At 53.0% G+C, this 12,945-nt stretch carries 13 protein-coding genes and 1 pseudogene; 8 read left to right on the plus strand and 6 right to left on the minus strand.

Annotation, left to right across the window (positions count from 1 at the left end; all coding sequences use genetic code 11):
• Positions 1 to 5 precede the first annotated feature (5 nt).
• Positions 6 to 851, minus strand: coding sequence for a PHP domain-containing protein (locus T458_RS44775; RefSeq protein ID WP_023557620.1), 846 nt, complete (start codon positions 849 to 851; stop codon positions 6 to 8).
• 105 nt (positions 852 to 956) lie between these two features.
• On the opposite strand from T458_RS44775, the gene T458_RS44780 reads away from it, so the two are divergent.
• On the plus strand, positions 957 to 1,319 hold the full coding sequence (locus T458_RS44780) for a hypothetical protein (RefSeq protein ID WP_023557622.1): 363 nt from the start codon (positions 957 to 959) through the stop codon (positions 1,317 to 1,319).
• Here T458_RS44780 and T458_RS44785 read toward each other — a convergent pair.
• Positions 1,289 to 2,236, minus strand: a complete 948-nt coding sequence (locus T458_RS44785) for an MBL fold metallo-hydrolase (protein WP_031305954.1) — start codon at positions 2,234 to 2,236, stop codon at positions 1,289 to 1,291. The two genes, T458_RS44780 and T458_RS44785, sit on opposite strands and share 31 nt — an antisense overlap.
• A gap of 31 nt (positions 2,237 to 2,267) precedes the next feature.
• A complete protein-coding gene (locus tag T458_RS0129015) occupies positions 2,268 to 2,996 on the minus strand; it encodes a YitT family protein (RefSeq protein WP_084567997.1) in 729 nt (242 codons plus the stop codon).
• Positions 2,997 to 3,195: 199 nt separating this feature from the next.
• Between T458_RS0129015 and T458_RS44790 the strand changes: the two are divergent.
• Positions 3,196 to 4,369, plus strand: a pseudogene (locus T458_RS44790) (hemolysin family protein); the annotation flags it as partial.
• Positions 4,370 to 4,450: 81 nt separating this feature from the next.
• The gene (locus T458_RS44795) at positions 4,451 to 6,784 is read left to right on the plus strand and encodes a UvrD-helicase domain-containing protein (RefSeq protein WP_031305958.1); all 2,334 of its coding nucleotides are present in this window, start codon (positions 4,451 to 4,453) and stop codon (positions 6,782 to 6,784) included.
• Between the two features lie 131 nt (positions 6,785 to 6,915).
• On the opposite strand, the gene fabI is transcribed toward T458_RS44795, so the two are convergent.
• The 3 genes from fabI to T458_RS44805 form a co-directional block, all read right to left on the minus strand.
• A complete protein-coding gene (fabI, locus tag T458_RS44800) occupies positions 6,916 to 7,689 on the minus strand; it encodes an enoyl-ACP reductase FabI (RefSeq protein ID WP_023557626.1) in 774 nt (257 codons plus the stop codon).
• Positions 7,690 to 7,785: 96 nt separating this feature from the next.
• Positions 7,786 to 7,935 (minus strand): hypothetical protein, encoded by a 150-nt coding sequence (locus T458_RS57260; RefSeq protein WP_023557627.1) that lies wholly within the window; start codon positions 7,933 to 7,935, stop codon positions 7,786 to 7,788.
• Positions 7,936 to 8,010: 75 nt separating this feature from the next.
• Positions 8,011 to 8,733, minus strand: a complete 723-nt coding sequence (locus T458_RS44805; protein WP_023557628.1) for a ZIP family metal transporter — start codon at positions 8,731 to 8,733, stop codon at positions 8,011 to 8,013.
• A gap of 230 nt (positions 8,734 to 8,963) precedes the next feature.
• Between T458_RS44805 and T458_RS44810 the strand changes: the two genes are divergently transcribed.
• The 5 genes from T458_RS44810 to T458_RS44830 all read left to right on the plus strand — a co-directional run bounded on the left by T458_RS44810 (position 8,964) and on the right by T458_RS44830 (position 12,883).
• On the plus strand, positions 8,964 to 9,584 hold the full coding sequence (locus T458_RS44810) for a MerR family transcriptional regulator (protein WP_023557629.1): 621 nt from the start codon (positions 8,964 to 8,966) through the stop codon (positions 9,582 to 9,584).
• Positions 9,585 to 9,719: 135 nt separating this feature from the next.
• Positions 9,720 to 10,241, plus strand: coding sequence for a hypothetical protein (locus tag T458_RS44815; protein WP_023557630.1), 522 nt, complete (start codon positions 9,720 to 9,722; stop codon positions 10,239 to 10,241).
• Between the two features lie 169 nt (positions 10,242 to 10,410).
• Complete coding sequence (locus T458_RS44820) at positions 10,411 to 11,835, plus strand: MocR-like pyridoxine biosynthesis transcription factor PdxR (RefSeq protein WP_023557631.1); 1,425 nt, start codon at positions 10,411 to 10,413, stop codon at positions 11,833 to 11,835.
• Positions 11,832 to 12,578 carry an AzlC family ABC transporter permease gene (locus tag T458_RS44825; RefSeq protein WP_023557632.1) on the plus strand — a complete coding sequence of 249 codons (747 nt, stop codon included), beginning with the start codon at positions 11,832 to 11,834 and terminating at the stop codon, positions 12,576 to 12,578. Before T458_RS44820 ends, T458_RS44825 begins: the two co-directional genes overlap by 4 nt.
• Entirely contained in the window at positions 12,575 to 12,883 is a 309-nt protein-coding gene (locus T458_RS44830; RefSeq protein WP_023557633.1) for an AzlD domain-containing protein, read from the plus strand. Before T458_RS44825 ends, T458_RS44830 begins: the two co-directional genes overlap by 4 nt.
• The last annotated feature ends 62 nt before the right edge of the window (positions 12,884 to 12,945 follow it).

Genomic DNA, 12,945 nt, shown 5'->3' on the forward strand with positions numbered 1-12,945 from the left:
CAACGTTATTTGCGGCGCCGATTTGCAATCTCCCGCATGCTATCCACGACATCTGCATGTACCGTATGCGATCCCAGCATGGCGTGAAAAGGCTCTTCTCCGCGCCAACCGTGAAAATCCGACCCTCCGGTTACGAGCAGATCAAACTCCTCCGCCCATTTTCGGTACACCTCACGTTGATTCTGCGAATTGTCCGGATGGAATACCTCAATCCCGTCCAGCCCGAATTCGATCAACTCCTTGACCAGCTCGTCATCGTCATAGAGTCCGGGGTGAGCCAGCACCGCCACGCCTCCCGCTTCCCGAATCAGCGTGATCGCCTCCTGGGGGGTGATGCGCGGCGGATTCACATACGCAGCCCCTCCTTTGCCCAGATACTTGTCGAAGGCTTCCTCGATCGAATTGACGACACCCAGCTCCATGAGCTCTTCTGCGATATGCGGACGACCGATGTTCTTATCCGTTCCCTGTTTGCGCTTGTACACATCCTCCAGCTTGATCGCGATACCCAGCTCTTGAAGCTTGTTGATCAGTAGCTTGTTCCGCTCGTGCCGCGTCTCGCGCAAGCCGACCAGCTTTTCCTGGAACGAAGCATCCTCATACGGTACAAAAAAGCCAAGCACATGAATATCCTGCCCGCGAGCCACAGAGCTGATCTCCACTCCCGGTATCACTTCGATTCCAAGCACAGCTCCGGCTTCCTTCGCCTCTGCGATGCCGGCCACAGTATCGTGATCCGTGATCGCGAGCGCAGCCAGCCCCGCTTCCTTGGCGATCCGCACATTTTCCTTCGGCTCACAAGTGCCGTCTGACGCTGTCGTATGGGTATGCAGATCCGCGTTTTGCTGCATGATTTCGTCCACTCCTTCTTTTCTTTTTCTCAAGTCTGAATCATGAAGCCCCTACATAGGATGGTAGCAAACCCGTTTGATAAGGGAAAGTCAAGGAGGATGACCATGCGGTTAAAAAACAAAACCCTGACCGGTGTCGTGCAGCCACTCTCCTATGTCGACAAGATGTTGAGGCAGCAGGGCTTTCAACGATCAGGGGGCGACAGTATGCCCACGTATGATGTCGTCATTTACGACTCCGCAAGCAGCAGCACCTATTTTCTCCGCATTCCCACGAATTTCTCCAGTCAAGACACAGGCAAAGGAGAGCAGACTGTCAAATTGGGTCATCCCTATCTGGAAGCAGAGTTCATGATGAGCATCGAGACCGAGGAATTTTTCTTTATTCCAAAATCCGTCCGAGAAGCTGCTGAACACAAGCTGGCTGAGATCGCCGATTATCTGTCGTCCCCGTCTGCTTCCGTCTGAGGCAAGTCTTTTTTGCCCCATAACCACCTGTTTTCTGCAATTCGGTACGTTACCCTTTCTTCACGGAACAACCCGACCAAATAACCCATTAAGGCAGTTCGCAACAACACATAGTTGGAAGCGTTTTCGATGCTGATCTCCAGATGCTCGCACAAAGCAGCCAAGGCATCCTCAAGCGTGCGTTCCTTTGTCAAGATCCCTTCGAGAACGCTGCAGATTCGCTCGTGCCACTCCATGTTTTTTCTCAGCACATCCTGAATCTCTTGGGAGGTGGTGGTATAAGGTCCGTGACCCGGCAAGTACCCGTCATATCGGGTCTGCGTCAGCTTGACCAGGCTGAGAATCGTCTCATGCACGTCTACGAGAAACGGAAGCTTATGTTTTTCCAATACGGATTCACCCAAATAACTGTCGGCGGCAAAGCAAATCTCGTCGCACACCACTCCGACCTGCTGCCAGCTATGCCCCGGCAGAGAAAGGATGGTCATACCGACACCGTCAATTTCTACTTCACCCTCTATGGGAAGGAGGTGATCCACCCGCGAAGCAGGAGCCAGAAGGAATTTGTTGCGCAGCTCATCGAGTGGTTCAGCCCCCATGCTCAAATAAATCGGTTCGAGTATGGGGTAACGAATGACCGCCTCTTCCAAAGGCGGAGCGTACACTTTTGCCTCAGGCCAACAACTGAGCAGGTAGGCATTGCCGCCGAAATGATCGGCATGGGCATGTGTTTGCAGGATCGCGTACAAGGGCTGGGCGATAGTCTCCAGCCCTTTTTTGATTTTCTTGGCCGTCTGGGTATCCAGACCGGAATCGATCAGGATCGCCCCGCTATTGCCAAGAACCAGACCAATATTGACGTGACCGGGAAAATATCCGACTCGATCCCGTACCATGACAGGAGTATGGGTTGCCATTCTGTCGTCCTTCTTTCCTCGCTTTTCCTATTTAGTTTCTCCACTTTTCGCCCCATCCCTTTTCCGCTCTCGAAGTTGACTTTCTCGGATTCGGGTCGAGCGCATCGCGTTCTGTCGGGGCAATCGTGCAGAGAGTTCGCTTGGCCCGAACGGAATGAAGCGGACCGATGATCGTATAGGGCTTTATAGGTTGGCGAATCCTGCTGAATCGATGCGTCGTCGCTGCGACGGCCAAGATCGTGAAAAAGGAAAAGACCATCCGCTCTACCCCGACGGCCTGCAGCGAACTGCCTACAATGATGCCATCGATCCCGAGAATGACGAATGCGACCGGAAGCTTGTACCTTCGGGCAATAAATTGCGCCAAAAGATCAGTCCCTCCCGTATTCGTCTCGTAAGCGAGCATGAGGCCAACGCCTGTGCCGATCAAGCTTCCTCCGATCACCGCAGAGCTGGCGGTCGACCAGACGTTAAAGGGTCTGAGAAACGAAAAAACATCAATAAACCAGGACGAGATCATCATGCCAAGAAAACTGTGATAAAACAGCCGGCGGTCAAAAGCAAATACGAGGATAAAGACCGGGATGCTTGCCCCGATGATCACCAAACCTGCGGGAAGCTGCAGATAGTACGTCGCCAACAAGCCAATCCCGATCATTCCGCCTTCCAAAAGCCTGTGGGGGACGAGAAAGAGATTGACTCCGAGTGCGACCAGCAGACTGCCAGCCAAGATCGCTGTTGTTTTAGGCAGCCAATACATACCCTCCCCTCCCCAGAATGTCCTCCTCTATGTGTATGATTCGATAGAAATGGGTAGTCCTCTGGATGTTTCTCTAATGGCATCCTTATCCCGCTAGAACCACCGTTGTCGAATGTTTTGTTCATGAGAACGTATATATGAAAGTACATTCCTGCTCACGGAGGTGAGATCTCCACGCTTCCCAAGACGGAAGCTGGAGCTGATCTTGGAGAGTCCGATCGGGGAATTTGCCCTGTATCTGCTGCTTGTCGTCTTCCTTGTGCTTCTTAACGCTTTTTTCGTCGCGGCAGAATACGCATTGGTCAAAGTCCGCCAAACACGTCTCACACAACTCGTAAAAGAAGGAAAACACAAGCGAGCCCAAAACGCGCAAAAAGTGACACGGCAATTGGACGCTTACTTGTCCGTTTGCCAGCTTGGCATTACCATCGCTTCGCTTGGACTGGGGTGGATGGGTGAACCTGTCATCTCCTCCTTCATCCGGCCCCTGCTTGCCTGGTTGCAGGTGCCGCTTCCGCTTGCAGAACCCGTCTCCTTGGTACTTGCCTTTGCCTTGATTGCGTATATGCATATCGTCTTCGGAGAGCTCGCCCCGAAAACCCTCGCGATTCAAAATTCGGAACACACTTCGATGTCGGTGGCCGCGCCATTGATTTGGTCATATAGGCTTGTTTCGCCTGTCATCCGCCTCCTGAACGGTGCCGCCTCCCTCCTTATGCGCCTGGCCGGAATTGGACCTGTGACCAAGAATGAGTCGGCTCACACGGAAGATGAAATTCGCCAGCTCATCAGCCAAAGCCACCAGAGCGGTCACATCGACCAGACTGAGTTGGCTCTCGTGGATAACATTTTTTCCTTCTCAGAGCGTCTTGCCCGGGAAATCATGGTCCCGCGCCCCGATATGATCTGCCTCTACGACCAAGATCCCTATGAAAAAAATTTGCAGGTTATCCGCACCTTTCGCCACTCCCGTTTTCCCGTGGCACGCGGAGACAAGGATCGCTTGATTGGCTTCGTCCACGCATCTGACTTTTACCTGCAGGCGATGTCAACAGATCACCGCGACCTCCTGACCATTCTCCGTCCGTTGCTGACAGTACCCGTGACGATGGAAATCAGCCATATTCTGCGTCTGATGCAAAAAAAACGCAGCCAAATGGCGATAGTGATTGATGAGAACGGCGGGGCCTGCGGCCTGTTGACAATGGAAGACATCCTCGAAGAGCTCGTGGGGGAGATTCAAGACGAATTCGACCCGAACGAGCGATCCGAAACAGGTATCTATTCGCCTAATACAGGAGCACCTCGCCAGCGCAGTCTTGTCTGACGAGGTAGACACCGCCGCCAGATGGCTTTACAATCAGTTGATGGAGTGATCGCATCTGGCAAGTGCCTCCAGCATCTGGAGGCACTTGATCATGTACATAATAAGGAGGCCCAGCGGATCTGTCATGATGAAACACGCTATACTAGACAACCACCCGATCCTGTTGCAGCCCGAGACTTATCATCGCATCCCGGCCTGGCGCATTGCCGCCCAGCAGGGGAAGGTGAGATGTCCAGCCTGCTCCTCCGCTTTATCCCTGAAGGCAGGCATCAGCTTTGAACCCTTCTTTGCCCATCCGCCTGGGGTCGACTGCCCGGCAGAATCCGCTGATTCAGCTACCGAATGGCTTCCTGCTGTCGAACAGACAGCTGCGGCCAGTGCTTTGGAGGAAACCGTGCATACGACGCCTGATGAGGATGAGGAGAAGACGATCGGTTCTTTCCGCTTGCCCAAGAAACGAACAATCGGAGGCAGTGTGACGCCCCCTCCTTCTGCGCCCAAGCCGCCAGTCTACCGCAAACGGCTGAAACCGAAAAAAACGATCCAGCAGATGGCACGAAGCCGCCAGGACGTCCGGCTGCATCCCAACCAGGAAAAGGCCGTCCATACAACGGAAGGGCCTGTGCTCATTCTCGCAGGTGCTGGCAGTGGAAAAACGCGGGTGATGACAGCACGAACCATTCACCTGATCCAGGATCATGGAGTAGACCCGCGCCAGATCATGGTCGTCACCTTTACGACCAAGGCGGCCGATGAGATCCGCCAACGCATTTCTCGTGAGCTTCCTGCCAGACAAGCCCGTGAGCTGGTGGCAGGTACCTTTCACAGCATCTTTTACCGCATGCTGCTGCATCATCAGCCCGAGCGCTGGAATCCGCAGCGCCTGTTGAAAAAAGACTGGCAGAAATGGAGATTGCTGCGCGAGTCAGGCATCCTCTTGGGCCACGATGACCTGCTGGCTTTAAAAGAGAATGAGATGCTGGAAGCATTGTCCATCATCAGTCGCTGGAAAAATGAATACATCCTTCCGCACGAAGCGAGCAACCGAGAAGGAGCCAACGATGATGAGCGGCTTGCGTGGCAGCTATACCCGCTCTATGAGTCTGCCAAACAGAAGCACAACTGGTTCGATTTCGATGATATGCTGATCGGCTGTTACGAGATGATGCGGGAACAGCCCGAGCTGCTCGCACGCTACCAGCAGCGCCTCACCCACGTGATGATCGACGAGTTCCAGGATATCAACAAAATTCAGTACGAGATGGTCAAACTGCTGGCCGCACCGCAAAACAATCTGTGTGTGATCGGTGACGATGACCAGTCCATCTACGGATTTCGCGGCAGCGATCCGCATTACATCCTGGGCTTCACCAAGGATTTTCCGCAGGCAAAATCCATCACGCTGGAAGTCAATTACCGTTCGCACACCTCAATCGTCGGGCTTAGCTACTCCTTGATCGGACACAATCGCTCACGCTGGGAAAAGGAGTGCCTCACCTTCCATCACGAAGAAGGAGAGACGTATCTGTTCGAGACCGAAGATGAAGAAGAACAGGCTTCGCGCATCGTTGACGAAATACTCCATCGCAAAGAGCAAGGCGTCTCGCTCGGGGATTGTGCGATCCTATTTCGTACCAATGAGTCGGCACGTCCGATTCTGGAGCGGATGAGCGAAGCAGGCATCCCGTTTCACTACTCGCAGGAGGAAGAGTCCTTCTACCAGCGGCAGACCATTCGCTGGACGCTCCACTACCTGCGTCTCGCCCTGAACCCGGATGATACGGATGCCCTCAAGGAGATTTTGCCCACTCTCTACATCTCGGCAGATTTATGGAATGTGGTCAGAAGTCAGGCGATTCTGGAGGATGAACCGATTCTGCATACTCTTCCCCGCTTGCCGCAGTTAAAGCCGTACCAACGCAAGCATCTGCAAGCGATTGCCGACATCCTGGCAGACTGTCGCCACGCTACCCCTGCCCAAGCGCTCGAGTTGATCTACGAGGATGGGAAGCTGCGCGATTATCTGCGAAAACGGGCAAAGGAGCGGGAAAATGGCCGGGAACGCTGGAGCGATGAACTTCAGCAGTTGGTCAGCGCAGCCAAGCGGCATGCGACGATCTCGGATTTTCTGCTGTATATCGATAAAATGAGCCAACAGGAAAAAGAGTGGCGCACAAATCGTCCACTCCCGGATGAAGCTGTTTCGATTCTGAGTATCCATCGGGCAAAAGGGCTGGAATATGACCACGTCTTCCTGCCCGATCTCGTCGAAGGCGCGCTGCCCCACGAGTACACCTTGGACGAGCTGCGCAAAGGCAGTCAAGCCGCACTTGAAGAAGAACGCAGGCTGTTATACGTGGCGATTACCCGTGCCCGGCTCAGCTTGAGCATCGGCATCCCCCGCGAGCGTTTCGGGCGCAAGACCCGCCCCTCCCGCTTCATCGCTGAAATGGGACGGTAGATAGTGAAAGCCGCTTCCCATGTAGATCATGAACTCTTCCATATTGGAAATGAATGGCAAATACATGAAAAGACCCCCTTCCTCGCACATTTTCCCTAGTGTGCGCAGAAAGGGGGTTTTTCATTCATATCTTAGCTTCCCATGATGCTGTAGCCTGCATCCACGTGCAAAATCTCTCCGGTGATGCCTCTGGAGAGGTGGCTCATCAGGAACAGTGCGGTATCGCCTACCTCGGATTGATCGATCGTACGGCGCAGAGGCGCTTTTTCCTCGATCTCCTTCAACACGGAGTTGAAGTTTTTGATTCCCTTCGCTGCCAGCGTACGAATTGGACCTGCAGAAATCGCGTTGACGCGGATGTTCTCCTTGCCCAGATCGCTAGCCAAATAACGTACAGAAGCATCCAGCGCTGCTTTGGCCACGCCCATGACATTGTAGTTCGGGATGACACGCTCGCCGCCCAGGTACGTCATGGTAACGATGCTGCCGCCTTCTGTCATCAGCGGACGTGCCGCGCGAGCGATTGCTACGAGCGAGAAGGCACTGATGTCCTGCGCCAGCGCGTAGCCGTCGCGAGAGGTATTGATGAATTCGCCTTCCAGTTCTTCTGTTTTGGCAAACGCGATGCAGTGAGCCAGGCCGTGAATCACGCCAACCTTCTCGCGGATTACGCCAAATGCCGCTTCCACATCCTCATCCTTGGTTACGTCGCAGCTGACCAGGAGAGATTCTCCTCCCAGCTTGGCAGCCAGCTCAGCTACATTTTCACGCAAGCGCTCGCCCTGGTAGGTAAAGATCAGATTCGCTCCTGCTTTATGCAGCGACTGCGCGATGCCCCAGGCGATGCTGCGGTGGTTGGCTACACCCATGACTACGATATTTTTACCCTGTAACAATGAATTCATTATGTATGCGCCCCTTTCCAGCAATCTCCCGCCATTATACCTGATCTTGTCCGCGGTTTCGAGAGAGAACTGGGAAGGGAATTCACAAGATACGAATTATTCGCTGTCACCTGGCTCGGATAAAAGCTCTCCGTCAGCAAACATCCAGCCATCTGCCAATGGATTTATCGGTGTGCCGACGGCCGGAAACTCAGCCTGCGACTGCAACACATCATCCGCCAAACGCGATTCCTCACGATTCTTCATGGTGGCCACTTCTCCTTTTCTGCGAAAGACTCGCCTGCTTTTTTCATGATTTAGATTGGCAGGCGAAAGGAAGGATTATACATGTGTATGTGACCCATGCAGATACAGTGACAGCAATAAATACGCGATGATGGCCGCAAAAAAGGTGATCCCTGGCTGCATGCTGCGCGCCTTCTGAATATAAGGCACCAGGTGACTGGCGGATAGATAGAGAAAAATTCCCGTCGTGATCGCCAGCATGACCGCAGACCAATTGGCGGGAAAAATCTCTCCGACTGCCCCCATGCTCAAAGCCCCCACCCAAGTGGCAATGCCGAGCGAAGCCGCTCCCCAGACAGCCTTGCGCCGCGAATGTGTGACGGCCAACACGAGGGAAGCCACTGCGATTCCATCCGGAATTTTGTGCAGCAGCAGCGCAAATAAAATCGAATAGCCCACCTCTGCGTCCAGGCGAAAGCTCGTGATCAGCGATACACCCTCAATAAAGGCGTGAAGCAAAAAAACCGTCATGATTCCTACCATGCCTGGCGTTCCCCGTTCTTTCCCGGTGGGCGAGAACATCTCCAGCACGTAGACCAATGAAAATCCTACCAAAACAAACGGCATCATCTGCTCGCCTTTTTCCCGCCATACATGCGGCATCAAATCGAGAAAGGTAATCGCCAAAAGCAAACCAGCCCCCGCGCTGATCATCACCAGCATGGCCTGCTTGGACCAGTCTCTCAGACACAATAAAAGCCCGCCAATACTGCTGGCTGCTGCGGCAGACAACAGGACAATCCAGATCATCGATGGCATCGCCAGCCCTCACCCCATCTGCTCCTGACTCCTCCATTCCTTCCATCCTACGCGCCTGTCCCGGTCATTATGAGTGGACTCCCCCGTTTTGACAAAAAGTGCGCTTCTGTCCAAAAGCCGCGAACGGACACTAGTTTTTAGAACCTTTGTCGATTTCCTCTTTCCCGGTAAAAAATGGTGCTATAATGAGCCCACCGGGAATACGAGAGGAAAAAACGGGAGTGATTCGGATGGATATACAAGTATGGATGGCTTCAAAAGAAGTGGCTGACCGCCTGGATGTACACGTTCGTACCTTGCGCAACTGGTTGGACCTGTTCGTACCGGCAAATGAGCGGCTGAAAAATCCGCAGGGTCATTACCTGATCAGTGAAGCCGGTTTTGCATTGTTGAAGGAAGTAAAAGAAAGAAAAGATAACGGCAACAGCTCCCTGCGGGAAATTCAGCGCCAGATGATCGAAGAAGGCTTGATTCAAGAAGAGATGCTGATCGCTTCTGAATTGAGCGGTACGGAAGAAGTCGCTGTCACTGCGGCATCCTCCAGCTTGGAGACCCAGAGCTCTCGGCGCGACGTCGAGTTCGCCTTCCAGGAAGCATTGGTTTCTTTCCAGCAAGAGCTGACGCAGCTTCGGTCCATGAACCAGATGCAGACCACGATTTTAGAAAAGATTGCCGAGATTGAGGAGAAGCAGGAGTTTTTGCGATTGGAGATGCGCCGGGTGACGTTTGAAATGGATTTGATGCAGCAGCGACTCACTCGCCGCAAGGAACGCTTTGCCAAGCACCAGCCGCGCTGGTCACTCAATCCGTTCCGCTGGTTTTCACGTTCCAACCAGGCTGCAGAACACTAATACGGACTGGACTGACCAAGTCCAACACTAAATAGGAAACCTTCATGCCGAGGCACCAGCCTCGGCTATTAGGACGTCTGCGGGGTTGTTGTCCCATCATAATTTCAGTATGATGGTTACGAGGAGGGTTGTCGCATGTCGAAACCATTCGTTATCGAAGCGATCATGCTCGCCATCTACGGGGAATTGATGGCACCGTCGCAACCGGTAGAATACTTGATACCCGCATCGACAATCTATGAATTGGACGAGTTCATCCAAAGCCCGGAACCGATCATGCCACTCGCTGGAGACGATCAATACGTTCGTAAGGTAATGCAGGAAATGAGCAAGTTCTTCTCCGATCCGTTCAATCGCAAGCGTCTGGAAAAAGGCTTGATCGCCCCTTGGTCCAAGGTGCCCTTTACCTTTCCAAACGGTGTAACCCTGACGATTGTAAACGGAGAAGACAACGCTATGTGGGGAGAAATTTTTGATCCTGTCGAGACACAGCTTCTGCTTACATCCATTCGTTTTGAGGTACCGATGATCACGGATCAGCCGGACTTTCAGGATCGGATATTGGAATATGTCGTACCCGTTCAATTTTATGATGTGGAAGATTTCGAGTTTGCCCTGGAACAAGGAATTTCCTTGAAAGAACTTCAGGAGCCTTAGAGCATCAAGCCATTGTTTCAAATGAGAACAGACCGACCGATGAGGGAAGTCTGTTTTTTCATGCCATCTTGCAAAGGTGGCTTTTTTGTTTTGATGAATTGGCTCTTTTATTCCTTGTCTATTATCCGTATATTGAGAAAATAACGATTTCGCAAAGGATGTTGTTTTCATGGGGAGAAATCCGATCTACACAAAGGTGTACAATGAGCTCCGCTATAAAATTTTGAGCGGCGATCTGCCAATTGGCTCCCTTTTGCCCCCGGAGCGCAAACTGGCGGACCAGCTAGGAGTAAGCCGTAATACGGTCGTGAGGGCGTATACCGAGCTGGAGGCAGAAGGATTGATTGCCGGCAAGATGGGAAGCGGCCGTTATGTAGAGCCCCTGCCGCCATTGCCTGCCTTTTCCCGGGTGGATTGGAGAAGCCAACACTATGAGTATCTTCACGCTTCCCCCTCTCATATGGAAGAGCTTTTGTCTGTTACGGACCGATACCCGGACACGATCAATTTCGCACATGGCGACGGCGGCCGCCACACGATTTTCGAGTCCGGATTGATGGAGCATGTAAAACGGGCTGCCGAGCGATCCCCATCTTATTTTTTCACCTCTGTACAAGGTTTGCCGGAGCTGCGGGAGCATCTCATCAAGTGGATGGCGTTCGCACAGATTTCTTCCCCTGATCAGGTATGTGTAACCAGCGGCTCGCAGGAGGGACTTTATCTCATCACCACCCTTTTGGCGCGTCAGGGCGATTGTATTGTCACTGAAATGCCGACGTATTTTGGTTCGCTACAACTCTTTCAATCGCTGGGGATGCAGATCATCCCCGTCCCAGTGGATCGGGATGGCATGCGAATAGACGTACTGGAGGGCATCCTGGCCCGTTCCCGCCCGCGCTTCATTTATACAGTCCCTACCTTTCACAATCCGACAGGCAGCACCTTGTCCCTTGTCCGGCGCAAGCAGCTTCTCTCCATCAGCGAAAAGTACGGCATCCCGATCGTCGAGGACGACGCCTATCGTCACCTCCATTTGGACAAAGAAGCACCGCCAGCGCTCAAGGAATTGGACCTTTGCGGGAACGTCATTTATCTGAATACCTTCTCCAAAATGCTGTTTCCCGGCTTGCGCATCGGATGGGTCGCCGCCAGCAGGCCCTTTATCCAAAGAATGGCGCGGTTGCGGGAGTTGACCATCTCCACCTCTACACTCAACCAGTACGCCCTGGCCAGCTTTCTGCATGACGGCGCCTTGCGTCCACATCTGGCTCGCGTCACCAGGCAGTACGCAAATCAGGCTGAGCGGATGGAAAGCCATCTGCGTCCCTTGCGTGCTTTGGGTCTCAACTACGAAAAGCCGGACGGCGGATTTTACTTCTGGATCTCCTTGCCTGAAGGGATGAAGGTTCGGTCGCTGATGCAGACCTGCCATGAGGCGGGCGTGTCGATCACTTCCGGGGATATGTTCTTGCTCCGTGAAGCTGAACAGCCCTTTATCCGTCTTTGCTACACCCATGAAGACATCGATCAGATTGATGCGGGGATGAGCATTCTGACGCGCATCCTCTCTTCACAAAAGGAGGTCTCCCGATGAATCGGACCCAATCATCTCTTTCTTTATTTCGTGTCGGCTTCTGGGACGCGCTCCCGATCACAGCCAGCTATATCTTGTTTGGCGCTATCTTTGGGATGATGGCCTTGCAAACCGGGCTCACATCGTGGGAGAGCGTCGCCATGTCGATTTTCGTCTATTCGGGCGCTGCCCAGTTTAGCGCCATCTCCATGCTCGCAGACAATGCCGGCATGTGGGCGATACTCATCACGACCGTCTTGCTGAATACACGCCATTTTTTGATGGGACTCTCCCTGTCTCCCTACTATCAACGCTTTTCATTTGGTCAGGTGACTGGGCTTGCCTTTTATATGACGGATGAGCAATACGCCGTTACGCTGAACCGCTTTCGACATTATCCAAGTCAATTGCCCTACATTTTGGGTGTAAGTCTGTCCCTTCATGCTGCCTGGGTCTTCGGTACCTGGATCGGGACCGTGGCTGGACAATGGATTCCTGATCCTGCCTCGCTTGGGCTTGGATTTAGTTTTACTGCCATGTTTTTAGCTCTGGCCTACTACCAATTAACCTCCTGGCTACGCATTCTGACTTTCATCCTGTGCGGCGCGCTGGCTGTCTATCTCTCCTTGCTGCTGCCGAATGGCTTGCATTTGCTGATCGCCGGGTTGGTCGCTTTTGGGGTCGGTTATCTGCTGCCTGACCAAAAAGCAACTGCCCCTCCCCATTCTGATGACGCCGCGGCAAAGGGGGTCGAAAGCGCATGAATCTGTTCTGGCTGTATCTTCTAATGAGCGTTTTGACGTATGCATCACGACGAGCGTTTTTGCAGATGCCGGATCATTGGCTGTCCCCTCGTATGCGCAACGGTCTGAGCTTTATTCCGGTAGGGATCTTCGCTGCACTGATTTTCCCCTCTTTGTTTGCCTCCGAGCAGCAATGGGTCTTTCAGCCGGTCCCGCTCGTCGCCAGTGCCGTCTGTTTGTTGGTGATGGCGTTCAGCAAAAACGTTTTTCTCAGCTTCGGCGTCAGTTTGGGCCTTGTCGTTCTGGTAACCGCAGGCATCCTATAAAAATATTCCCCACCCCGAATGGTTTGTCCATGCTACAATATGGGTAAAGATGGTGTAGTGCT

Origin of the sequence: Brevibacillus panacihumi W25 (assembly GCF_000503775.1) — a bacterium.
GTDB lineage: Bacteria > Bacillota > Bacilli > Brevibacillales > Brevibacillaceae > Brevibacillus > Brevibacillus panacihumi_A.